At 46.2% G+C, this 23,683-nt stretch carries 24 protein-coding genes; 12 read left to right on the forward strand and 12 right to left on the reverse strand.

The annotated features are described in order from the left end of the window. Nucleotides 1–126 precede the first annotated feature (126 nt). The gene (locus Q4Q57_RS12120; protein WP_107949071.1) at nt 127–690 is read right to left on the reverse strand and encodes a porin family protein; all 564 of its coding nucleotides are present in this window, start codon (nt 688–690) and stop codon (nt 127–129) included. Between the two features lie 146 nt (nt 691–836). Here Q4Q57_RS12120 and Q4Q57_RS12125 point away from each other — a divergent pair, with 146 nt between their 5' ends. The 4 genes from Q4Q57_RS12125 (at nt 837) to Q4Q57_RS12140 (ending at nt 4,143) form a co-directional block, all read left to right on the forward strand. After that, a complete protein-coding gene (locus tag Q4Q57_RS12125) occupies nt 837–1,403 on the forward strand; it encodes a YajG family lipoprotein (RefSeq protein ID WP_107949073.1) in 567 nt (188 codons plus the stop codon). Between the two features lie 29 nt (nt 1,404–1,432). Next, the gene (locus tag Q4Q57_RS12130) at nt 1,433–2,017 is read left to right on the forward strand and encodes a peptidylprolyl isomerase (RefSeq protein ID WP_261272263.1); all 585 of its coding nucleotides are present in this window, start codon (nt 1,433–1,435) and stop codon (nt 2,015–2,017) included. A 73-nt stretch (nt 2,018–2,090) separates the two neighbouring features. Then, entirely contained in the window at nt 2,091–2,411 is a 321-nt protein-coding gene (locus tag Q4Q57_RS12135; protein WP_006080276.1) for a hypothetical protein, read from the forward strand. Nucleotides 2,412–2,727: 316 nt separating this feature from the next. Next, nucleotides 2,728–4,143 (forward strand): AmpG family muropeptide MFS transporter, encoded by a 1,416-nt coding sequence (locus Q4Q57_RS12140; protein ID WP_311890962.1) that lies wholly within the window; start codon nt 2,728–2,730, stop codon nt 4,141–4,143. Between the two features lie 121 nt (nt 4,144–4,264). Here Q4Q57_RS12140 and Q4Q57_RS12145 read toward each other — a convergent pair whose 3' ends face one another. Then, nucleotides 4,265–4,750 (reverse strand): YajQ family cyclic di-GMP-binding protein, encoded by a 486-nt coding sequence (locus tag Q4Q57_RS12145; RefSeq protein ID WP_006080274.1) that lies wholly within the window; start codon nt 4,748–4,750, stop codon nt 4,265–4,267. 155 nt (nt 4,751–4,905) lie between these two features. Here Q4Q57_RS12145 and Q4Q57_RS12150 point away from each other — a divergent pair, with 155 nt between their 5' ends. The 4 genes from Q4Q57_RS12150 (at nt 4,906) to Q4Q57_RS12165 (ending at nt 8,256) form a co-directional block, all read left to right on the forward strand. Continuing rightward, nucleotides 4,906–5,268, forward strand: coding sequence for a VanZ family protein (locus Q4Q57_RS12150; RefSeq protein WP_006080272.1), 363 nt, complete (start codon nt 4,906–4,908; stop codon nt 5,266–5,268). Between the two features lie 49 nt (nt 5,269–5,317). Beyond that, nucleotides 5,318–6,256, forward strand: coding sequence for a ketopantoate reductase family protein (locus Q4Q57_RS12155; RefSeq protein ID WP_006084070.1), 939 nt, complete (start codon nt 5,318–5,320; stop codon nt 6,254–6,256). Nucleotides 6,257–6,607: 351 nt separating this feature from the next. Next, nucleotides 6,608–6,946 carry a P-II family nitrogen regulator gene (locus Q4Q57_RS12160; RefSeq protein ID WP_311890963.1) on the forward strand — a complete coding sequence of 113 codons (339 nt, stop codon included), beginning with the start codon at nt 6,608–6,610 and terminating at the stop codon, nt 6,944–6,946. Then, complete coding sequence (locus Q4Q57_RS12165; protein WP_006084071.1) at nt 6,943–8,256, forward strand: ammonium transporter; 1,314 nt, start codon at nt 6,943–6,945, stop codon at nt 8,254–8,256. The genes Q4Q57_RS12160 and Q4Q57_RS12165 overlap by 4 nt, the downstream gene beginning before the upstream one ends. A gap of 117 nt (nt 8,257–8,373) precedes the next feature. Here the strand turns inward: Q4Q57_RS12165 and Q4Q57_RS12170 are convergent, their stop codons facing one another. The 6 genes from Q4Q57_RS12170 to Q4Q57_RS12195 all read right to left on the reverse strand — a co-directional run bounded on the left by Q4Q57_RS12170 (nt 8,374) and on the right by Q4Q57_RS12195 (nt 14,633). Beyond that, a complete protein-coding gene (locus Q4Q57_RS12170) occupies nt 8,374–9,894 on the reverse strand; it encodes an EAL domain-containing protein (protein ID WP_311890964.1) in 1,521 nt (506 codons plus the stop codon). A 173-nt stretch (nt 9,895–10,067) separates the two neighbouring features. After that, a complete protein-coding gene (locus Q4Q57_RS12175) occupies nt 10,068–10,940 on the reverse strand; it encodes a DMT family transporter (protein ID WP_311890965.1) in 873 nt (290 codons plus the stop codon). Nucleotides 10,941–11,134: 194 nt separating this feature from the next. Continuing rightward, nucleotides 11,135–11,983 (reverse strand): 3-deoxy-8-phosphooctulonate synthase, encoded by an 849-nt coding sequence (kdsA, locus tag Q4Q57_RS12180; RefSeq protein WP_311890966.1) that lies wholly within the window; start codon nt 11,981–11,983, stop codon nt 11,135–11,137. A 64-nt stretch (nt 11,984–12,047) separates the two neighbouring features. Further along, on the reverse strand, nt 12,048–13,295 hold the full coding sequence (locus tag Q4Q57_RS12185; RefSeq protein ID WP_311890967.1) for a DUF819 family protein: 1,248 nt from the start codon (nt 13,293–13,295) through the stop codon (nt 12,048–12,050). 154 nt (nt 13,296–13,449) lie between these two features. Beyond that, on the reverse strand, nt 13,450–14,238 hold the full coding sequence (locus Q4Q57_RS12190; RefSeq protein WP_259567604.1) for a SirB1 family protein: 789 nt from the start codon (nt 14,236–14,238) through the stop codon (nt 13,450–13,452). Beyond that, nucleotides 14,238–14,633 (reverse strand): SirB2 family protein, encoded by a 396-nt coding sequence (locus Q4Q57_RS12195; protein WP_006080263.1) that lies wholly within the window; start codon nt 14,631–14,633, stop codon nt 14,238–14,240. The genes Q4Q57_RS12190 and Q4Q57_RS12195 overlap by 1 nt, the downstream gene beginning before the upstream one ends. Nucleotides 14,634–14,751: 118 nt before the next feature. Between Q4Q57_RS12195 and Q4Q57_RS12200 the strand changes: the two genes are divergently transcribed. Further along, a complete protein-coding gene (locus tag Q4Q57_RS12200) occupies nt 14,752–15,165 on the forward strand; it encodes a GNAT family N-acetyltransferase (protein WP_311890968.1) in 414 nt (137 codons plus the stop codon). Nucleotides 15,166–15,299: 134 nt separating this feature from the next. Here Q4Q57_RS12200 and prmC read toward each other — a convergent pair whose 3' ends face one another. Genes prmC through hemA form a run of 3 tightly spaced genes read right to left on the reverse strand, consistent with a single transcriptional unit; the run spans nt 15,300 to nt 18,507 of the window. Beyond that, entirely contained in the window at nt 15,300–16,148 is an 849-nt protein-coding gene (prmC, locus tag Q4Q57_RS12205; protein WP_107403806.1) for a peptide chain release factor N(5)-glutamine methyltransferase, read from the reverse strand. Nucleotides 16,149–16,150: 2 nt separating this feature from the next. Beyond that, the gene (prfA, locus tag Q4Q57_RS12210) at nt 16,151–17,242 is read right to left on the reverse strand and encodes a peptide chain release factor 1 (protein WP_012090152.1); all 1,092 of its coding nucleotides are present in this window, start codon (nt 17,240–17,242) and stop codon (nt 16,151–16,153) included. Nucleotides 17,243–17,256: 14 nt separating this feature from the next. Further along, nucleotides 17,257–18,507, reverse strand: coding sequence for a glutamyl-tRNA reductase (gene hemA, locus Q4Q57_RS12215; protein WP_012090153.1), 1,251 nt, complete (start codon nt 18,505–18,507; stop codon nt 17,257–17,259). A 253-nt stretch (nt 18,508–18,760) separates the two neighbouring features. Here hemA and lolB point away from each other — a divergent pair, with 253 nt between their 5' ends. The 3 genes from lolB to Q4Q57_RS12230 all read left to right on the forward strand — a co-directional run bounded on the left by lolB (nt 18,761) and on the right by Q4Q57_RS12230 (nt 21,321). Further along, nucleotides 18,761–19,405: a lipoprotein insertase outer membrane protein LolB gene (lolB, locus tag Q4Q57_RS12220; protein ID WP_006080257.1), complete on the forward strand. Its 645-nt coding sequence runs from the start codon at nt 18,761–18,763 to the stop codon at nt 19,403–19,405. 1 nt (nt 19,406) lies between these two features. Then, nucleotides 19,407–20,261: a 4-(cytidine 5'-diphospho)-2-C-methyl-D-erythritol kinase gene (ispE, locus tag Q4Q57_RS12225; RefSeq protein WP_259541389.1), complete on the forward strand. Its 855-nt coding sequence runs from the start codon at nt 19,407–19,409 to the stop codon at nt 20,259–20,261. A 112-nt stretch (nt 20,262–20,373) separates the two neighbouring features. Further along, nucleotides 20,374–21,321 (forward strand): ribose-phosphate pyrophosphokinase, encoded by a 948-nt coding sequence (locus tag Q4Q57_RS12230; protein ID WP_006080255.1) that lies wholly within the window; start codon nt 20,374–20,376, stop codon nt 21,319–21,321. 198 nt (nt 21,322–21,519) lie between these two features. Here Q4Q57_RS12230 and Q4Q57_RS12235 read toward each other — a convergent pair whose 3' ends face one another. Then, a complete protein-coding gene (locus Q4Q57_RS12235) occupies nt 21,520–23,382 on the reverse strand; it encodes a methyl-accepting chemotaxis protein (protein ID WP_311890969.1) in 1,863 nt (620 codons plus the stop codon). Nucleotides 23,383–23,683 lie beyond the last annotated feature (301 nt).

Genomic DNA, 23,683 nt, shown 5'->3' on the forward strand with positions numbered 1-23,683 from the left:
TGCAAGGCTAAAATGTTGTCACTTTGTTGCGGGCGAGTATTCTGTTTACAGCTCTAATATCCAAGGTTCTAAAACGAAAAAAGCGCCAAGGGCGCTTAATTGAGGCTAATTGATAATATTTGCGAGTTAGAATCGATAACTCACGCCAAAGTTGACCCCTTGCAGCTCTAACTCTTTCATTGGCACATATTGGTACTCAAGATTGAGTCCAAAGCCAGAGCGAAAACGATATTGCCAACCTACAGCGCCGTAAAATCCTACATCATCCGAATCCATCTCTTGCTTATCCATCTCATAACTCACTTTGGTATAAGCGGCGCCGAGCTTGGCGTACAGACTATTACCACGAGACAACGCATATTCGCCATAAGCAGTGGTTCTGATACCTTGGTAATGTAAATCTTTGATTTCACTGATACCACTAATAAGTGCACTCGCCACTCCACCCGTCCCCGTTAAATACCCCGCTTCAAAACCAAAATGCTCATTAAGCATAAAGCGATAATACAAGTCACTGGTGAAGGTATCACCTGCATCATATTTACCGCTGTTGGTTTCAAATTCTTGAGTACCGTAGCCTAAACTGCCGCCGAGTATATGGGCGGAATCCCCCGCGAATGCATTGGTGCTAATGATGCTTGACGCCATTGTCAGACCCACAACAATCGAAATTAACGACAGTTTTGACATGTTTTGCTCCAGATGAAATGAACTAACCCATAGTGAACACTGGATGTTATCACTGTAAGCTGTACTCCAACTGAATCGAGGTGTTCTGTGGCATCAAAAGTGATTTCTGGTATGCTGTAGCCACTTTTACTTGTACGAGAGATCCCATGAAACGGCTATTACTGACTTTGACTTTTCCCCTGCTGTTTGCGGGCTGTGCCAGCCAAAACCCGACTCATATGGCTTTCAGTCCCCAAGTGCCCAATATCAGTCAACAAACGGCGCAATCTGTACCTATCTCTCTTGAAACCGTCGATACGCGCACCGTCGATTATGTTGCTCGTTTTATTGAAGAAGGGACAAAAACACGTTTGGTCGGCCCAAGTGAACCGCCTAAGTTGCTGCTCGATGAAGTGTTCCGCGCAGGCTTTAACCAAGCCGGTTATCAAATCGATCCTAGTGCAACCAATTCAGTGCAAATTCAATTAGAAGAATTGCAAATGGATGTCACTAAAAAGACTTTTGGCTATGAGGCAAAACACAGTGTATTAATCGCAGTGCAAGCCAAAAACTCAACCCAAGAACTGGTTAAACGTTATAAGGCAAAAGGCACCTTGAAAGGCCCTTTAACACCCGATTTTGCGACCTTGGAGCTGGATATGAATAAATTACTCGGCCAACTCACAGGCGAAATTCTCAATGATCCTGAGCTTAATCAGTTTCTACAACAATAACAGCGTCAGTTTATTATAAGGAAATCAATATGCTCCGTTGGATATCAGCCCTCTTATTTCTCTTTATGAGTCACAATAGCTTCGCACTCGACATTCAGGCCGATACCTTGTATCCCAGAGTCGAGTTTGACACTAGCTTAGGCAAAATAGTGATCGAACTAGATAGAACACGCGCACCTATCACTGTCGATAACTTTTTAACTTATGTCGTCAAAGGCGAATACGACAACACGATATTTCACCGTGTGATCAGTGACTTTGTGGTGCAAGGCGGTGGACTCACCCCTAAGTATGAAGAGCTGCCAGACGGCAAACCGATAGTCAACGAATCGGGGAATGGGCTCACCAACAGCATAGGCACTATCGCCATGGCGCGGGAAAATGAACCGCACTCAGCCACACGCCAGTTCTACTTCAACGTGGCCGACAATACTAAACTCGACCCATCCAAACGCCGTTGGGGTTATGCGGTATTTGGTGAAGTGATTGAAGGTAAAACTGTCCTCGAAGCTATGGCTGTCGTTGAGACAGGCACGAACGCTAAGCTCAATTGGCCCGATGTTCCTGTGACACCTATCATATTGAAAACCGCTAAATTATTACCAAAACAGTAATCCAAAAATATTTTCGAGCAAAAGCGCTAATTTTGCATCTATACTGTGATAGCAAACAGAAAGGAGGCAAACGATGACAGCAACTGAGTTCATCGATAATAAAGCGCCCCAACTCGCCTTTTATGGAAAAGCGTTTTTGAGTGAAGAACTCGACTTCCATGAAGTGCAACTTTACTTATGGGACACGTTAGAAGAATGGCAGCAATTGAATTCGACTGGCGAAGCGCAAACGGAAACTGAAAAAGTGTTTTGGCACTTGCTTCACAGCTTTAACAGGTGGCCTGACTGTGTGATCCGCGGTAATCAATATCTGCGTAAGCAAGTAAATGATTGCTGTGACTATCTGAGTTTAGGCGGCCGAGTGCCGCAGGGATGCGTCGGGATAAGACCTTAAGTTCTGCATGCCTATCAATAGAAAATGGCCCTGTTATCAGGGCCTTTTTATATCGCGTAATTGATTCCTCCCCCTTCATTTTTGTCATTTTTTCTATTCATACAGGCAATCAATCCCGATGATTAATCCTGACGCTTAACACTGACGATATAAACCCGCGGCTCACGCTTAGCAACAGAAGATTAACGCTTAAGCCATATTCAATCACCAAAATGCGCCAAAACGAGAGCTCAATATAAAAGGAATGCCATTAGCCCTTGAACCCTATGGCACCTTACCCGTAAGCTAGGCGGATTAAATACCTAGACTCATACCTATGTCCGCAACAGGTTTTATTCAACGTACACTCGATGCACTCAGTGTCTATTATCATAAGCGGGTTTTGATCCTGTTATTACTGGGTTTTTCCGCCGGCCTACCATTAATGTTGGTATTTTCAACGCTATCCTTTTGGTTGCGTGAAGCCGGTGTTGATCGCACTTCAATCGGTTATTTCAGCTGGATAGCCTTGGCCTATGCGTTTAAATGGGCTTGGTCGCCCTTAGTCGATCGACTCTCGCTACCACTGCTAACTCGCTTTCTTGGCCGCCGCCGTAGCTGGATGCTGTTCGCTCAGTTGTTATTGGTCGGCGCTATCTTAGGTATGTCATTCAGCGATCCGCTCAAGGATCTCGAACGCTTAGCGCTATTCGCATTAATGGTCGCCTTTGCTTCCGCCACCCAAGATATTGTGATTGATGCCTTTCGAATTGAATCCGCCCCAGAAAAGATGCAAGCCGCATTAGCCGCCGCCTATCAAGTGGGTTACCGCAGCGCCATGATAGTCGCCACCGCAGGTGCGCTCACGATAGCGGCTTGGGTCGAACCCGGTAACACAGCATACAACTTAGTGGCCTGGCAAACCTCTTACCTGATTATGGCGGGCTTGATGTCGGTGGGGATTTTGACCACGCTTTTTAGCCGAGAGCCCAAAGTCGATACCCGCGCCGCCGATGCCACCGAATTAGTGCTAAAACAACGTTTAAGCGCCACTTATCCAAGCGTTATCGCCGCTGGCATGTCTTGGGTTTACACGGCCAGTATTTTGCCTTTTATTGATTTTTTCAAACGCTATGGCCGCAGCGCTATCCTCATCCTATTGCTGATTTCTTGCTACCGGATCTCAGATATTGTGATGGGCATTATGGCGAACGTCTTTTATGTGGATATGGGCTTCACTAAGGAAGAAATTGCCTATTTGAGTAAGATCTATGGCCTGATCATGACCTTAGTCGGCGCAGCCTTCGGCGGTATTTTGTTAGCGCGTTATGGCACGATGAAGATCCTTTTCCTTGGCGCTTTGTTGGTTGCCGTAACCAATCTGTTATTCGCGTGGCAGGCAGTGATTGGCTACAACGTACCCTTTTTAACCTTTGCCATTTCCGTAGACAACTTTAGTGCCGGAATCGCCACGGCGGCTTTTATAGCCTATCTATCGAGTCTCACCAGCAGCGGCTACAGTGCAACGCAATATGCCTTACTGTCTTCGATTATGTTGCTGTTCCCTAAGTTTATCGCGGGCTTCTCGGGGGCCTATGTCGACGCATTTGGCTATGTGAACTTCTTTGTCGCCGCCAGTGTGATTGGTTTTCCTGTGTTGTTTTTGGTTATCTTAGTCAACAAGTATGCGCCGCACCCCAGCACATCATTAATGGATGATTCGTCAAAAAGTGCAGCAGCAAAATCGGATTAAGGTCTCATAGCACTTATGTCATCAATATAAAAAAGCCCTCACACCTTAGTGTGAGGGCTTTTACATTTAAAGACGAAATTACAAACGCGATACTGCATCACGTTAAACCAAATTTGCTCGATTAATCTTTAAAGTTATCAAATTGGAAAGGCTGGCCTAACTCAGACTCACGTGCCAACGCCATGACAGCTTGTAAATCGTCACGTTTTTTACCTGTAACTCGTACTTTCTCGCCCTGAATAGACGCTTGCACTTTAAGTTTGCTGTCTTTAATTAGCTTGACCAGTTTTTTAGCGATTAAGGTTTCTATACCTTCTTTAAACTTCACTTTTAGGGAGAAGGTTTTACCGCTGTGGATGGCTTTCTCATCGACTTCCATCGAAGACGGATCCACATTACGTTTGCTCAGTTGCATACGTAAAATGTCCACTAATTGTTGGCATTGGAAGTCATCTTCAGCGGTTAACGTGACCACATGATCCTTATATTCCACGTCAGCCGTTTTACCGCGAAAATCGAAACGTGTGGCCAGCTCACGCTTGGTATTATCAACCGCATTACGCAGTTCAACTTCATTCACTTCTGACACAATATCCATTGAAGGCATAGTTTTTATGTCCCATATCAAATTAATATGCAGCTAGTTTACCCACACACAGGCCTAAGTTGAAGGTAAAGCCTAGAATAAAAGCGTAATCATGGATGACTTTAGTGGTGGATTTTCCTATCATTGCCCCACTCTAAGCTAATGCAAACATATTTGTGATAACTAAAAATACCCTATTTAAGCTGGCTTTAGCCGTAGCCTTTGTCGTGATCAGTTATCTGGTATTTTCCAGACCAACCTATTCGCAAAGTATTCCGAATATCGACAAGGTAGGCCATCTTGGGAGCTTTTTTTGCCTCTCCTATCTCTCCTACCTCGCTTTCAAACCTAAGTGGTATTGGCTATCGCTCACATTGGCAAGCTATGCCATTTTAATTGAGCTAGTGCAATCGCGTTTGCCCTACCGTAGCGCCTCTGTGGCGGATGTCATTGCCGACTTTGCGGGCATAGCGCTGTTCTACTTTTGTAATTGGGCCTATGGCAAATACTTTCGTGCGGCTCAGTTGCGGGAAGATTAGTTCGAACGCTTTAAATGGGCGCTGATACAGAAATCTTAAGGCTGCGAATATGACTCATGCTGTGGATATTGCCATTTTAGGTGCAGGTGCCGTTGGACAACTGATCTGTCGCCAATTAACAGTTGCGGGCATGAATATCGGTTTTATCGGCCGTAATGCCCTCGAAGCTAGCCAGCAGGTCCTGAGTTTCACCCCATTAGCGTCTGCCGATGACAAGCAACAGCAGATACACGCTATCCCGTATTCGGTGCCTATCTTAACTGCCGATACGCTCGACAATATCCGTCTGGTGATTGTCTGCGTTAAAGCCTATCAAGTGCTTGATGCGCTTTCTCCCTTACTCAAGCAACTGCCTAATCAATGTCATATTTTGTTATTACACAATGGCATGGGACCTCATTTAGCACTAGCACCGCTCATTGATGCACAAGCCAATGGCAGAGGGCTAAGCTTAGGGACAACGTCTCAAGGGGTGTTACGCCAAGCCCCTTGGCAGATTAAGCAAACCGGACAAGGGCTGACTCAGCTGGGGCATTTCACAGGCGCTGAACTGACGGAGCATTATCGCAACGCTTTGCTGGCTGCCATTCCGAGCAGTGAATGGGTCGATGCGATTGTGCCTTGCCTGTGGCAAAAACTCGCAGTCAATGCCGCCATTAATCCGCTCACGGCGTTATATCAATGCCCCAATGGCAAACTGGCTGAGCCAGATTTTAGTGGCATGATAAATAGTATTCTCGATGAGTTAGTCATGGTTGCCGCACATGATGGTGTGTCGCTTGATAAATCATTTTTGCACGATAGGGTCTACCAAGTGATCCGTCTCACTGCGGGGAACTTCTCGTCGATGCACCAAGATATTGCGCATCAAAGGCGAACCGAGATTGACCAAATTAACGGCTATATCTGTGAGCGCGCACAAGCGCACGGTTTAAGTGCGCCAGTCAATGCCGAGCTTTGGGCGCGAGTCAAACAGCTAGTAGTTTAACCGAGTACAACTAGCCTAGTACAACCAAAGTTAAAATATTGTTTAATCATGATAATCTGTAAATAACGATTTAATTTCCCGCACTCATGCAGCGTATTAAAACGCTGATTCCCCTCGCTCTATATCTGCTCGAGACTATCTGCACTGATACTTGTCAGCAACACTTAGCTTGCACCAATAAAACGCACCAAATCAGGGCGATTAAATTCTGTCTTGCACCGTTTTGCATCAACCTTTCATGCAATTTCGGTGCGACTGAATGTTAACACAATGATAATAAATGCTTTGTTTATATGGCCTGATTCCTGCTTTATTCCAATAAATTGAGCCTGAAGTTTGTTGGAGAGAAAATTGAAACTGGTCACTGCAATCATTAAACCGTTCAAATTAGACGATGTACGTGAAGCCTTAACTCAGCTGAACGTCCATGGCATGACTGTTACTGAAGTGCGCGGCTTTGGCCGCCAAAAGGGCCATACAGAATTGTATCGTGGCGCCGAATACGCAGTGGACTTTTTGCCTAAGATGAAGCTCGAAGTCGCCATTCACTCAGATCAAGAAGAAGCCGTTATCGAAGCCATTATTACCGCTGCCCATACGGGTAAAGTGGGCGATGGCAAAATCTTTGTGACCGAACTCCAACAAGTCGTGCGCATTCGCACTTCGGAAGAAGGAGTGGATGCCCTATGATGCTAGCGAACTTCAGACTCATTTTTAAATATCTATTGATATTATTCAGTATGTTGGCGACCAATGCTGTCGCCGATGAGAGTCAGTTCAGCGGCGCAAATACCGCGTGGATCTTAAGCTCATCCGCGCTGGTGTTGTTGATGACCTTACCCGGATTAGCCTTGTTTTACGGCGGCTTAGTGCGCAGCAAGAACGTGCTCTCGATCTTGATGCAATGCTTCTCGATCGCCGCCCTTGTCTCAGTTTTATGGTTTGCCATAGGTTATTCACTCGCCTTCGATACAGGTAATGGATTTATCGGTGGCTTAGGTAAAGCATTACTGTCGGGCATTGGCCGAGATAGTCTCAGCGGGGATATTCCTGAGCCCCTGTTTATGCTATTTCAAATGACCTTTGCCATTATAACGCCAGCATTGATCATCGGTGGCTTTGCCGAGCGAATGAAATTTTCGGCCGTGCTCATCTTTTCTGGAGCTTGGTTATTATTGGTTTATGCGCCGATCACCCACTGGGTGTGGGGCGGTGGCTGGTTAGCACAGCTAGGACTGTACGATTTCGCGGGCGGAACCGTAGTACATATTACCGCCGGGGTTGCAGCGCTCGTGGCGGCTAAAGTGCTAGGTCCGCGCAAAGGATTTTTAAACTCGGCGATTATGCCGCACAACCTGACCATGACAGTCACAGGTGCGGGCATGCTGTGGGTCGGTTGGTTCGGTTTTAATGGTGGCAGCGCGCTCGGCGCCAATGGCACCGCAGCCATGGCGATTTTAGCAACTCATCTCGCCGCTTCTATGGGCGCGATGACCTGGGCAGCAATCGAGTGGATTAAGTTTGGTAAACCCAGCGCCCTCGGTATAGTCACTGGTATGGTAGCAGGCTTAGGCACTATCACGCCGGCGTCAGGTTATGTTGGCCCAGCGGGCGCATTAGTGATTGGTTTACTCGGCGGGATCGTGTGTTTTTACTCAACGGTTTATATCAAACAGAAACTTAAGATCGATGACTCCTTAGACGTTTTCCCCGTACACGGGGTTGGCGGTATTCTCGGAACTCTTTTGGCCGGCGTGTTTAGCTCGACCCAATTAGGCGTCTTTAGCGGCTACGGTTTTGCAGCCGTGAACGAAACCATGATAGACCAACTTGGGGTACAGATTATCGGGGTCGCGGCAACATTCACTTATACAGCTGTGGTCACTTGGTTGCTATTCGTGATCATCCGTAAGCTAGTTGGCGGCCTTCGTGTCAGCACAGAACAAGAAGTTAACGGCTTAGATTTATCGGAACACGAAGAAACTGGCTACAGTCTTTAAATGCTATAGTCTTTAAGCGCTATAGTCTTTAAACGCTTTAGGCTACAACTTGAGCTATAACGCCTGAGCAGCAATAAGGGCACCTAAGTGCCCTTATTGCTGACTAGTTTGATGATGCTAACGTTTAAAATGCTCGACTAACCATAACTTTAAATCAGCCAGCTTCATCGGCTTAGCAAAAAGATATCCTTGTAAAAAATGCACTTGGCGACTGGTTAAATAATCCGCCTGCTCCTGCGTCTCAACCCCTTCTGCCACCACGACATAATTCATCTTATGGGAAAGTTCAATAATAGTATCAAGCACATGGGAAGTGACAGAATCTTGTCCTATGGTATCGATAAAGCATTTATCAATTTTCAGATAGTCTAACGGCATCGTTTGCAGCAGGGATAAAGTGGTTTGCCCAGTACCAAAGTCATCAATTGCCACTAGAATCCCTAACTGTCGCAAGCTTTCAATACACTGGCAAATATCCGGCGTTAGCAATTGCCGTTCGGTGATTTCAATCAAGGGCTTAACCCCAATACGCTCCAGTGAATCCCGCAGATGAATAAATTTCGACTCAATATCATCCTGCGTAAAGTGTTCTGGCGCCACGTTAAACGCAATTCTAAAGCCCAGTTCGACCTTCATATCGGCAAAATCTTTTAATGCCCGCTCAAAAATATAGTTGGTCAATGGGACAATTAACTTGCCCTCTTCGGCAATGGGAATAAACAAATCAGGCCGCACTAAGCCCATTTGTGGGTGCTGCCAACGCACTAATGCCTCAACGCCTTTTGCCTTGCCGTCCTCGGCACAAATCACTGGCTGATAAACTAAGAAAAACTCTTCGTTCTCTATCCCACTGCGAATGTCATCGGCAAGGGAATGGCGAGTAACCCTTGAATAAAGCACAAATAGGATAGTCCCCATAATCAAGACTATGCTAACGGGTAAAGAAATGGCCAAAAATATCCAAAAGAAATGCCAGAAAAAGGCTGGCGACATTTCTAGTAACACTGAAAAATTGTGCTTATCAGAATCGAGCGTCATCACCTCATTTTTCATGAATCCGAGTGACTCTGGAATCGTTTTACCATTTATAGATAAAGCGACATTAATCACTGCGCTAGGGAACACATCGGGCTGTACAAAGGAATCTACTAAATATTTCCCTTCAATAATCACAGCGGCGCCGTGCTGAGATATCGGTTCCCAGTTTGATGCCACTATCGCTGGCACCTCAGGCATAAAAGGCGTGCCGCCAATAATAAACTGGTTAGGTATTTCAAGATTTTCAGTGGCACTGACTATGCCTAAAGGTACGTCGATATCACCTGTTTTAGATGAACAATAAACACGTTGCGAATCAAATATTAAAGCCGAGCGAAAGTAAGGTTGGAACAACATATAGTTGTGTAATTCTCTGCATTCAGTGTCCTTCAGCGCCAATGCATAATGGCTGATTTCATCGGCATGAGAGATCAACGTATCTATGTGATCTACATAAATAGCCCCTACACCTTTGACTTTATCTTCCACAAAATACTGTGCAGAAAGATAACTTGCGACAACAGCAACCCCAATGGGAAACAATATCACTGCCAGCCATTGCCACAATGGCAGATTTAATTTTGCTATTTTTATTCGCATAGTTCTCTGTTTAGTTCCTTAACTCGCACTGCGCTCGGTTAAAAATGGTATCAAAATCTAAGCAGCAAGACGTGTATATGTTTGTATCTCAGTTCATGTCAACTTGATATAAACTGGCTAAATCGCGTTTTATTCTAGTATAAAAAATCAGAATGACATCAAGGAGTTTTAAACTATTCCCACATCACTAAAATGGCGGCCATAGCGATCATGACTAACCCTAGCATATCTTTTATCTGTACTTTTTCCTTCAGCCAAAAGGTGACAATTAAGATCATAAAGAAGACTTCAACTTGGCCTAAGGTTTTAACATAAGGCACAGCCTGCAGCGACATTGCACTAAACCAGCCGATAGAACCTAAACAACTGGCGGTACTAGTGAGTAAGGTTAGCTTAGGTCGCTGCCATAACGCGGCCAGTGTGGATTTATCCTTAAGTAACAGATAACTGACTAACACTAAGGTCTGTAGACTAATCACGAATAACAGCACCCAAGCGGCGCTATGGGGAAAGCCGATATTCAAACACAAACTCGCCTCCCGCACCCAGAGCGATGTCAGCGCAAACGAAGTTCCACAGGCTAAACCAATCAATACCGTATTGAGCGACAGACTTCGAAGACCTTGTTTGGCACTCAACAGAAAAATCGCCACACCACCCAGTAATACACCCGACCAACCTAATGGTGATAAATGAGTGCCAAAAAACACTGTGCCTAATATCGCCGCAACCACAGCTTCACTCTTAGCCAGCCCAGCCCCAATAGCAAAATTCTGTTGTTTGAACAGTTTCACCATCAAGCCCGTCGCGAGGATTTGCATCGCCGAGGCGCCTAAGATAAAACCGATAAAACGGCCGCTAAAATCGGGGATACCGACATCCTGCCAAAGATATAAACCCGCCAGATATATGGCAGCAATCGGCCCAGCCCAAATAAAGCGCGCTAAGGTCACGCCCGCAACACTGACCTCTTTACTCAGCTGGCTTTGAAACGCATTACGCCAAGCCTGCATAAATGCCGCCAGCAAAGTTAATAAGATCCACATGAAGGTATTCCGTTAAGAATGAGTCGGCAATAAAGACGAGAGTTAGGCAAACCTCATCATAAAACATTAATGTTTCAGATAGCTACGGGGTTATAGCCATCGGATTATTTCAGCTGAAAAACAAAAGCCCCGAACGAGTCGAGGCTTTGGGATTAAATCATTAAGTCACTAATTCATTAAGTCTTAGCTTGCGATTACTTGCTAGTATCGATTGGCTCGAAAGATTTAACCAAATCGTCAATTGCTTTCATTTGCTTCAGATAATTTTCTAACTGATGCAAAGGTAAGGCACATGGGCCGTCGCACTTAGCGTTATCAGGATCGGGATGTGCTTCAATGAATAGACCCGCTAAACCTAGCGCCATACCACTTCGCGCTAATTCGCTCGCCTGTGCACGACGTCCGCCCGCTGAATCGGCACGGCCACCAGGGCGTTGCAGCGCATGGGTCGCATCGAAAATGACAGGGTAACCAGATTGTTTCATCTCATCCATGCCCAACATATCAACGACTAAGTTGTTATAACCAAAGCTTGAACCACGTTCACACAGGATGATCTCGTCATTGCCCGCTTCGTTAAACTTAGTGATGATGTGGCGCATTTCGTGCGGCGCTAAAAACTGTGGTTTTTTCACATTGATGATAGCGCCGGTTTTGGCCATAGCGACAACCAAATCTGTCTGGCGGGCTAAGAATGCTGGCAACTGAATGATATCAACCACTTCAGCAACAGGCGCACACTGGTGCACTTCATGCACGTCAGTGATCAAAGGTAAGTTAAAGGTCTTTTTGATTTCTTCAAAAATCTTCAAACCTTCTTCCATGCCAGGGCCACGGTAAGAGTTGATTGAAGAGCGATTCGCCTTATCAAAGGACGCCTTAAACACATAAGGAATACCCAGTTTTTGGGTCACTTCGGCGTAGGTTTCAGCAATCGACATAGCGAGATCGCGAGACTCAAGCACGTTCATGCCACCAAACAACACGAAAGGTTTATCGTTGGCAATCTCGATTGAACCTAGGTTTATGATTTTATTACTCATCGCAACTTCTCTCTAAAATGCTGGAACCTTTCCCAGCGATGAACTGAATATAGGGCTAAGGCCGCTATGCCGCAACTGCTTGTAAAAGCTGACCACAGAGCCACGCCATGTAAGTCCCTAACGCATAACCAAATACGGCTAACAACACACCAACAGGCGCTAAAGCGGGGTGAAATGCCGCAGCAACAACAGGGGCAGATGCCGCACCGCCGACATTTGCTTGACTACCCACGGCCATGTAAAACAGCGGCGCTTTTATCAACTTAGCCACCAATAACATAAAGCCAGCATGCACTATCATCCACACAATACCGATTAAAAAGTACAAAGGTGTGTCGAGCACTTTACTCACATCCATATGCAGACCAATCGTCGCCACTAAGATGTAAAGGAAGGCCGACGCCACTTTCGATGCCCCCGCCGCCTCTAAATGGCGTACTGGGCTGAAGGACATCGCCAAACCAATGGTTGTGACTATCACCACTAACCAGAAGAACTTAGAGGTTAAGCTGTAATCTTCAGTCCAAGGATAGTTCGCTTCAAAAAATGGCCCAAGGAAGTCGGCGGCCATATGGGCGATACCTGTGATACCAAAACCAACGGCGACAATCAGCATAAGATCGCGCAGATTAGGAATGCGGGCATTTTCAGCGTGATACTTCTCAACTTTGTCTTTTAACGCTTCAATTGCTGAAGTATCGGCACCCGTTCTCGCATCAATCTCTTTCGCCTTTGAGGCCATAAATAACAATACGGCCATCCAGATATTGGCGACAATCACATCGACTGTCACCATCACAGAGAAAATATTGCCACCTACCGCATAGATTTCTTTCATCGCTGCTTGGTTTGCGCCGCCGCCAATCCAGCTTCCGGCTAAGGTCGTCATGCCGCGCCATACCGCATCAGGACCATCAACTCCAATTAAAGAGGGCTCGATGATCGACACTAACAGCAAAGCAATCGGGCCACCGATGACGATACCGACAGTGCCGGTTAAAAACATGATTAAGGCTTTCGGCCCTAAACTTAAAATCGCTTTTAAATCAACGCTTAAAATTAATAAGACTAAACAAGCTGGCAGTAAATAACGTGACGCCACAAAATACAGTTGTGAGGTATTACCGTCGATCACCCCAAAGGTATTCAATAAAGAGGGCAAGAAATAACACAATAAAAGGGCGGGAATAAAACGATAAAACTTCTGCCAAAAAGGATGACTACTGCTACTGGTATAAAATACAAAACCTAGAATTGTCGCGAGTATCCCTAACGCCGTGGCATCGTTCGTCACTAAAGCCGTGCTTGTCATGCTAATTTCTCCCTGTTAATACAGTTATTATTTTATTTTTATTAGAGACTTAACCTTTAAGTCCCTGGGTCAAACTTCCATCTGCCCAGTATTATTATTTTTGCTGATTGGATTGAACAGTTGATAAATAAGAAGAGCCCCGAAAGGCTCTGCTTTAATGGTAAATCTCGGCGTGCTCATTTAATTCTTTGAGCTGCATCTTCACGATTTCTATCACGGGATCGTGGGGGCTGTTATCGACAAAGTGCTGCAAATCAGCAGCCGCCACATTAATACAACCTAGCTGCTGGGCGATAAAGGCTCGCTCACGATTGAGGTGCACATCATCACTATGCCATTGCAATAGCAGGCTGCAACATTCCATCGCCGCCTCAAATTGATGCGACACTATGCAACCGGCTTTTAGCTCATGCAGCATGCGCGTCAGCAGTTTTTTCACCGTTGCTGGCTTTAAGTAACTCGCCTTAAGCTCGGCCGCATTGCCTAACTCGCCGCGCACTAACACATGCAACTGGTGACGGTTGAGCTCCTTGCCTGTCAAAGGATCCAGATAACTCACTTCACCGGCAATCTTGCAACGCAGCACAGTATTACCAGGTAGCAATATCGGTTCAAGCTCAAGATCTAACTGCTTCGCCAGTAACATCAAGACAGTTGCCAGCGTAGTGCTATTCCCTTGGCGGCTAATCAAGCAAGTGCCTAAATCCGCCGCCTCAGTACTGAAGTAGTTATCACGGACACAAAAGCCTAAATCCTCGTAAAACCAATGCAACAGCGCATTAAAACGCTGTTGTTGGTCAACCAAGTAATGACTTAATACGGCTCCCGCCATTTCAAACCAAGCCCATTTAGCGGCTTCTAGTTTAGAAAATCCAAGGTGCGCACCTACATCCAATGCCGACTCGGGCAATGAAATGCCATCTTGCAGAGTGTAGTTACCCATTAACCCAATAATACCGCTTGTTTAAAATGAGCCAATTTAGCAGCATAAACCAGCCAGCCTATCGCGCCTAAGTAAGCAAATACTTTGAACAACTTGTTTCTGTTTGCCTTTATGGCAATCGCACCTAGGACAATGTAAGCAACTACAGCACCGATTTTTTCGGTCATCCAAGGATCCACAAAAGGAAATTGTTGGATCATAAAACACAGGGTTAAACCCGACAGCAATAAGAAAGTGTCGATAACATGGGGCGCTATCTTGAGCAGTTTCTTCTCCATCAAAGCCGATTGGCGCAGATGCAGAACAAAGCGCACGGTAAGCAGCAACACGCTCAACGCGATAAAGGTAAAATGCAGATGTTTAACCGCAGGATATAGACTGTAAAAAGTTTCCATTACGATACTTATGGTCAGTGACAAAGGCGCTAGTTTACCCTAATCCGTGACGGCATACCAATGCCTATCAGCCTGATAGTCAGAGCTAACATCATAAAAAATCAAACGAGAATAGACGATGAATTTAAGCTTAATTAACGACGAATCAACCGAGTTCGCCGATGCCGTAAAACAAAAAATTGTCGAGTTTAACCAAGCCCAATGGCAAGGGCTTAGCCGTAAGAATCTCGGCCTCAAATTACAAGATACCGAAGGCAAACTGTTAGCAGGAATAAGCGGTAAAACCTTCGGCAATTGGTTGTTAATTGATTACCTGTGGGTCGATGACGCCCTAAGACACCAAAAAATCGGCACGCGCTTGCTATTAGAGGCAGAAAGCCAAGCAAAAGCGCGCGGCTGCCAATTTGCCCTACTCGATACCTTAGATTTCCAAGCTAAGCCCTTCTATGAGCGCCACGGCTATCGCGTACAGTGGATACAACAAGCCTACCCAGAAACCGGCAGTAAATTCTTTATGGTGAAAGCGTTGTGATGTTTAAGGTTTGCGATTGTCACCCTACATCTGCTTAAGGTGACTCTTTAGAAAACAAAAACGCCATTGGCAATAACCAATGGCGTTCGATAAATCGGTATAACAGGGTAAATACCTTCACTTAAAGCAACGCGTTATTCTGCCCATTTACCCATAGTGCATCTGTCATTGCTGCCAAAGTCTCGCACTGTGGCGACATTTTCATAGCCCAGTTCAATAAGTTTAGCCCTGAGTTTTACCGCCTGTTCAAAACCATGTTCCAGCAGAATATAGCCATTAGGCTTTAAGTAATCTCGGGCAGTGTTGGCAATATAGTAAAGATCGGCAAAGCCTTCCTCGGCGGCGGTTAACGCACTTTGGGGCTCGAAACGCACATCACCTTGGTGCAAATGTTCGTCTGCTTCATCAATATAAGGTGGGTTTGAGACGATTAAGTCAAAGTCACGCGACTTTACCGCGCTAAACCAATCGCTTTGAAGAATGTCGACCTGCGGCAGCTTTAAATTCTCACGGTTCGCGATAGCCAAAGCCACGGCATCATCGACTTTATCGACCGCGGTGATTTGCCATGACTCACGCTCAGACGCTAACGCCAACGCAATAGCCCCAGTGCCAGTACCTAAGTCGAGCACTTTGGCATAGGTTGAAAGCGGCAGGTTCAAAGCGGTTTCGACCAGAATTTCCGTGTCAGGACGCGGGATCAAAGTCGTGTCGTTAACGATAAAAGGCAGCGACCAAAATTCACGCTCACCAACAATATGTGCCACAGGCACGCCCTTTTGGCGTTTCTGTACCATTTGCTGGAAGCGTTTCCACTGCTCAACCGTCAGGGATTTTTCAGGCCAAGTATATAAATAGCTGCGACTTTTATTGAGGCAATATAACAACAAAACCTCTGCATCCAGATGAGCGGATTCAGAGGTTGATGCTAACTGCACATAAGCCCATTGCAGGGCTTCGGCTATGCTAGATTGATCTGACAAAACTATCCCTGCTCGTCAGCCAGTGCGGCTAACTGATCGGCTTGATGCTCTTGCATCAGAGGCAATAAAATAGCATCGAGATCGCCTTCCATTACTTCGTTCAAGCGATATAAGGTCAAGTTGATGCGGTGTTCGCTCACGCGGCCTTGCGGGAAGTTGTAAGTACGTACACGTTCGGAGCGATCACCACTGGCAACCAGACTACGACGGGTCGATTCTTCGGCGCTACGGCGTTTTTCGTCTTCAACAGCTTGAATACGTGCGGCCAGAACACTCATGGCTTGGGCACGGTTCTTATGTTGCGAGCGTTGATCTTGGCATTCCACCACTATCCCTGTTGGAATGTGGGTAATACGAATGGCAGAATCAGTTTTGTTAACGTGCTGACCACCCGCACCCGATGAACGGAAAGTATCGACTTTCAGATCGGCAGGATTGATTGAAATCGCTTCCGCTTCAGGTACTTCATGCAGTACAACCACAGTCACCGCAGAAGTATGCACACGACCTTGGGATTCGGTTTCTGGCACACGTTGTACGCGGTGACCGCCGGATTCAAACTTAAGTTTGCCGTATACGCCTTCACCGCTCACCTTCATGATCACTTCTTTAAAGCCACCATGTTCGCCTTCGTTACAGCTCATAATTTCAATCTGCCAGCGATTTGCTTCGGCATAACGGCTGTACATGCGGAACAAATCGCCCGCGAAAATCGCGGCTTCATCACCGCCTGCACCTGCGCGGATCTCAACGAAGGCGTTTTTATCGTCGTCGGGATCTTTTGGCAGTAAAAGAATTTGCAGTTCATCTTCAAGATGCTCGAGTTTGGCCTTAGCGGCTTTCATCTCTTCCTGCGCCATTTCGCGCATTTCTGCATCGTCTTCTTCCAGCATTTCTTTGGCAGAATCAAGATCAGCCTGCGCTTGCTGATAGGCTTTAAAGCCAGCAACAACGTCTTCTAACTGGGCATATTCTTTCGATAACGCACGAAACCTGTCTTGATCAGAAATGACGCTAGCATCACCCAGCAAAGCCATGACTTCTTCATTGCGCTCGAGCAAGCCTTCCAGCTTGCGGATAACGGATTCCTTCATTTAACTCGCTAACCTTAGTGTTTATCTAATCCAAGCGCTGATCTTAACTGACCGAGAGTATTCAAATCGCCCTGACGACTCGCTGCCGTGAGGGCCTGTGTCGGTGCGTGGATAAGTTTATTGGTCAGGCGATTGGCTAGTTCAATCAATACCTGCTCAGTGTCTGAGCCCTGGGCTAGTTTATTCAGGGCACGTTCTACTAACTCATCTTTTACCGCCATGCTCTGGCTGCGATACTCGCGAATACTGTCGACCGACTCTAAAGAACGGATCCAATCCATAAATAGGAAAGATTGTTCTTCAGTAATTACTTCAGCTTGCTCGGCGGCTTCTTTTCGAGAAGCCATATTCTGTTCAATAATGCTATGCAGGTCGTCCACTGTATACAGAAACGCGTCATCCAAATCGGCGACTTCCGGCTCAATATCCCGGGGAACTGCTATATCAACCAATAACATAGGTTGATGGCGACGCTGCTTTAGCGCTTTTTCGACCATGCCTTTACCTAAGATAGGCAGAGGGCTGGCGGTAGAGGATATCACGATATCGGCTTTTGGGAGATAATCTGGTATCTGTGCCAGTGTAATTGCTGTTGCGCCAAACTCCTCACACATGCCTTGGGCGCGCTCTAACGTCCGGTTTGCTACGACCATAGACGCCACGCCGTTGTCTTTAAGATGTTTAGCAACCAGCTCTATGGTTTCACCAGCACCAATCAACAGCACTTTTGTGGTCGATATCGACGAGAAAATATGTTTCGCCATGCTCACCGCGGCAAATGCCACAGACACTGCGGCGGCGCCGATTTCAGTGTCGGTACGGACTTTTTTGGCGACAGAAAAGGTATTTTGAAAGAGTCTGTCTATTGTTAGTGCAACAGTTCCAGCCTCTTTGGCCTTAACGAATGCTTGTTTTACTTGGCCGAGAATTTGCGGTTCACCCAAGATCAACGAATCGAGCCCAGAGGCCACACGCATCAAATGCCTGACGGCATCCTGACCGTGATAATTATAGAGACAAGGCGCGACGTCCTTATGATCAAGGCCGTGATATTCTTCAAGCCACGCAATAATATCGGCCTCATCGCCGTTGTTGCAATACAACTCAGTGCGGTTACAGGTCGAGACAATAACGGCTTCACCTGAGCGTGTACGACTGGCCAGACTCTTCATAGCGTCATGAATTTTGTCCGGAGAGAAGGCAACTTTCTCACGCAGGTCTACCGTGGCTGTTTTATGGTTAATACCGATTGCTACAAGGCTCATCTGACTCTTTCTAGATTCTTGGCGACTCTCTTAATAAGGGCATTCTACTGAATCGGCCCAACTAAAAACAGAATACGCTTAACAAAACCGAATAAAGGTCTAACTTCTTACCTAAATTTTCTATCAATGATAGGTAAGGCAGGATTTGCCCCGAAGGAGCAAATCTAAGTGACCGCCGATGGAAATTTTACGTTTGGCATTGGTATTCTTTCCAAGCCCTCGTATCATAAGGACTTTGGTATATCAGTCATAGATGAATAATTTGAAGCGCCTCACAAAAACCATTTTCTCTTGTTTTACCTTAAGCGCCCTACTCTTGCTGGCGGGGTGTGAAACCTTGCCGCCGATGACTGACCTAAGCCCAATCACAGTCACGGATGCGCGCCAAGCAACCGCTTGGGAATTACAGGGTAAACTGGCGATAAAAACCCCTGACGATAAGCTCAGCGCTAATATCTACTGGCGCCACAGTGAAGATCGCGACGAACTGACACTCACCACTATGCTAGGTACGACGGTGTTGACGCTTAACTCAACCCCGAACTCGGCCCATTTGCATATCGATGGCAAAGACTTTCGCGACGATAATGCCCAACGTTTACTTGAGCGTGTCAGCGGTTGGTCGATCCCCTTGGCCGATTTACCTTTGTGGATCACAGGCCAAGTTGGCCCCAATGATCAGGTCATCGTACGCGATAGCCAAGGCAAACCTAAACAGCTAACCAATACTCAAACCCCGCCACCTTGGCAGGTCGCATTTTTAAGTTGGCAATCCCAGAGCGGCGCCAGTGTGCCCCATCAATTAAAGCTTGAACGTGGCGATTTACAACTCAAACTACAACTGAATCAATGGCAAGCTCTTGGCAAGCCCGCGATCTTAGTCGGAGAACAACCTTAAGATGCCCGCTGCAATTTCCCGCAATTGGCCTGCGCCAGCCAAGCTCAACTTGTTTTTACACATTAATGGCCGCCGTGCCGACGGTTACCACGAACTGCAAACCTTGTTTCAGTTTATCGATTGCTGCGACATGCTCGATTTTAAGGTCACTGAAACCCCTGAACTGATTTTGCACTCCAATATGTCGGGCGTTGTCGCTGACAGCGATAACTTAATTCTGCGAGCCGCAAAATCATTAAAGCAAACCACGGGCTTTAACGGTGGTGCTGAGATCTGGCTGGATAAACGGCTGCCCATGGGCGGCGGTTTAGGCGGCGGCTCGTCCGATGCAGCGACCACATTAGTGGCGTTGAACAAGTTATGGCATACCCAATTATCGACCGAAGAATTGGCTAAAATCGGCCTTAAATTGGGTGCCGATATTCCTGTTTTTATTCATGGTTTCGCCGCTTTTGCCGAAGGTGTGGGTGAACGCTTACAAGCAGTAAATCCAAGTGAGCCTTGGTACTTAGTCATAGCACCCGATGCCCATGTTTCCACCGCCGACGTATTCCAAGATCCACTTTTACCGCGTGATACCCCGAAACTGGCCATAGATACCTTAATGAGCCAACCTTGGGCAAATGATTGTCAAAAACTAGTCGTTTCTAAATACCCTCAAGTTGCCAAGGCATTAGGCTGGCTGCTAGAATATGCGCCGTCGAGAATGACAGGAACAGGCGCATGCGTGTTCGGGGAATTCACACAACAGCAACAAGCTCTCGCAGCCTTGGCGAAATTACCGTCTGAAATGCAAGGATTTGTTGCACAAGGGATGAATCTTTCGCCGCTCATCACGCGACTCAGTCACCCTTAAACTACTTTCTTCTAGGGTAACCACTTAACGATAACGCCTCGGGTTCCTCCCGTCCCTATATCGTCGTTACTCTAGCCACTAAAATATAAAGCAAACGCCTGAGGTTCATACAGTGCCCGACATCAAGCTCTTTGCTGGGAACGCCACCCCCAGTCTCGCTAAAAAGATAGCCGATCGTCTATTTTGCAAACTCGGAGACGCAGTGGTTGGTCGTTTCAGCGATGGTGAAATCAGTGTCCAAATTAACGAAAATGTACGTGGTGCCGATGTGTTCATCATCCAATCCACTTGCGCACCGACAAACGACAACCTGATGGAACTCATCGTTATGGTTGACGCGCTGCGCCGTGCATCTGCTGGCCGTATCACAGCTGTTATTCCTTACTTTGGTTATGCTCGTCAAGACCGTCGCGTTCGTAGCGCCCGTGTACCTATTACTGCAAAAGTGGTTGCCGATTTCCTGTCTAGCGTGGGTGTTGACCGCGTTCTGACCTGTGACCTGCACGCTGAGCAAATTCAAGGTTTCTTCGACGTTCCTGTTGATAACGTATTTGGTAGCCCAGTGCTACTAGAGGATATGTTAGCGAAGAACTTAGATAATCCAGTCGTTGTTTCTCCAGACATCGGTGGTGTTGTTCGCGCTCGCGCAGTAGCAAAACTGTTGGATGATTCTGATTTAGCGATCATTGATAAACGTCGCCCACAAGCGAACGTTGCGCAAGTTATGCACATCATTGGTGATGTTCAAGGTCGTGACTGCATTATCGTTGACGATATGATCGACACAGGCGGCACTCTGTGTAAAGCGGCTGAAGCCTTAAAAGAACATGGTGCGAACCGCGTATTTGCTTACGCAACTCACCCAGTGTTCTCTGGCAAAGCGGCTGAAAATATCGCTAACTCAGTGATTGATGAAGTGATTGTGACTGACACTGTTCCTTTAAGCCCAGAAATGTTGAAAGTGGCTAAAGTAACTCAGTTAACTATGTCTGCGGTACTGGCTGAGGCAATTCGTCGCGTAAGCAACGAAGAGTCTATTTCTGCCATGTTCCGTCACTAACTGTTCCGTCACTCATAGTAGTCACTGAACGTTCTGACTAATCTGAGTGGTTCCGATGCACAGTGTGCTGTTTTAACGAATAACTAAGCTTGCAGAGCTAATCACTCAGACATAAAAACGCACTCCTCGGAGTGCGTTTTTGTTAGTGTATTTTCTAAGCTAGCTTTTGCTCATCAGATTAGCATTGGCTTTTAAATATTAGATTTTAAAATTACTGACTGCACGGAATAAGAATTCAGCCTGCGCTTTCAGCTCGTCCGATGCCGACGCATTCGCATCTGCCGCATGGGAGGATTCCTCGGCGATATCGCGGATCACTACCACGTTCTTATTCACTTCGGCCGCCACCATGCTTTGCTCTTCAATCGCCGCAGCAATTTGAGTACTCATATCCATGATATTACGCACATCGGTATTGATAAGCTTAAGTAAGGCACCAGCACTTGCCGCTTGCTCCGCACTCTCAACACCTTGTTTTTGGCTCGATTCCATCAATTGCACAATCGAGCGAGTCCGCGTCTGTAAGGTCTGAATAATGTTCGCAATCTCTTGTGTTGACGATTGTGTCCGCATCGCTAAGTTACGCACTTCATCGGCAACCACTGCAAAACCACGGCCCTGTTCACCTGCACGTGCCGCTTCAATCGCGGCATTCAAGGCTAAAAGGTTAGTTTGCTCAGCAATGCCGCGGATCACATCTAACACACTACCAATAGTCTCACTGTCACGCTCCAATTCACCGATGACCGCAGCAGAACTATTGAGCTGCTCAGCAAGCGACTGAATTTTATGAATCGTTTGCTCAACTTCTAATTGACCGCTTTGCGCATTATCATGCGTCTTACCCGCTTTTAACGCCGCTAACTCAGTTGTTTTAGCAATTTCGTCAATGGTTGCGCCCATTTCTGTTATCGCCGTTGCAACCATATCGGTCTCATTGAGCTGTTGGCCCACGCCTTCAGAGGCAAGCATGGCATTTTCAGATACGCGCTTACAGGAAGTGTTAATCGTCGCGACCGACTCAATCACTTGCTCAATCAGTTGCTGGAAGCTACTCACCATACTATTGAAATGCTGTGCAATTTCGCCAAGTTCATCTTGCGTGGACGCATCGCATCTCAAGGTCAGATCTTTACTCACTTCGATGCGAGCAATGATCTGCGTGATACGCTCAACCGGCGCGATGATACTGCGGATAATCAGATAGGTGATGAAAGATAGCAGCAACGTGATAAAGATAAACACAGCAATACCTACATTAACGCTGCTGCTCTCAGCATCATCAATCGCCTTAAGCGCTAGGTTATGTAAGTCATTCGCGCTGCTTTCAATTTGTAGGTTGGCAGCGACAAGACGCGCCATAGTGCCATCTTTCTCGGTTAAACCGAGTTGCTGCTCTTTATTGGTTAAGCTTTTAAAATCTTTCTGATACTGAGTAATAAGCTCTGCAATTTTATTTTGAGTATCAGCATCTAAGCTCGAAGAACGCAGCTTGTCATTGAACTTGCCAATATTGGCATCGAAGGTTTCAACATAACTTAGCTCACGGCGCAGCATAAAATCTTTTTCATTACGTCTCAGTTGCAGCATAGCCACTTCGAGTTCGAGCTGATTATATTGCTTAAGCAGCGTTTCAACATTGTGCACCGCCGTACGCAATGTGCCGTACAAACCTGTTTTAGGCGTTAAGCCAATTTCCTGCTGTAGCTGCACCACTTCAGAAAAAGCAGCTTGATACTGATTTAAATTACTGTCAAAACTTTCAAGCGATGCCGTCGACACACCGTAATCTTTAAACACTTTCTCTAAATCGGGGACAATACCGTCGATGGCCATGTGGCTTTGTTTATGTAATTCAACATATTTTAAATCCTTGCGAGCGAAGAAATCCTTTTCGTTTTTACGCAACATCAATACATCGCGCTCTAACTCAAGCACACTTTGAGCGGCATGCGAGAGCTCCGACTTAACCGAATTTGAATGGAGTTGTAATCCAAACATGGCAACTAATGCCGAAATAGACACAGCTGCGCTGAGTAACAACTTTGAGCGGATTAGCATAGAAAGTCCCCGAATAAATAACCTATCTTAAAAAGATAGCTGCAAATTAAGCCTTTAACAGCGCCAGTGTAGCAATACATGAAAAGTTCATATCAAATACTCTGATAGCTTGTTGATTAAAAGCTCACATATCGAAAGCACCTCATTATTTCTAGCTTAGTTCATCAAGATACTGTCGGCATATTTTACAAAGTAATGCGTGTTAACCTTGGTAACGATACCGTTTAAACGCCGATAAAAACGTTAAAGTACCAATTGGTATAAAATGAATAACTTCATCAACTTAACTGTAAATTTCGCG

The organism is Shewanella sp. SP2S2-6, assembly GCF_031931965.1.
Taxonomy (GTDB): Bacteria; Pseudomonadota; Gammaproteobacteria; order Enterobacterales; family Shewanellaceae; genus Shewanella; species Shewanella baltica.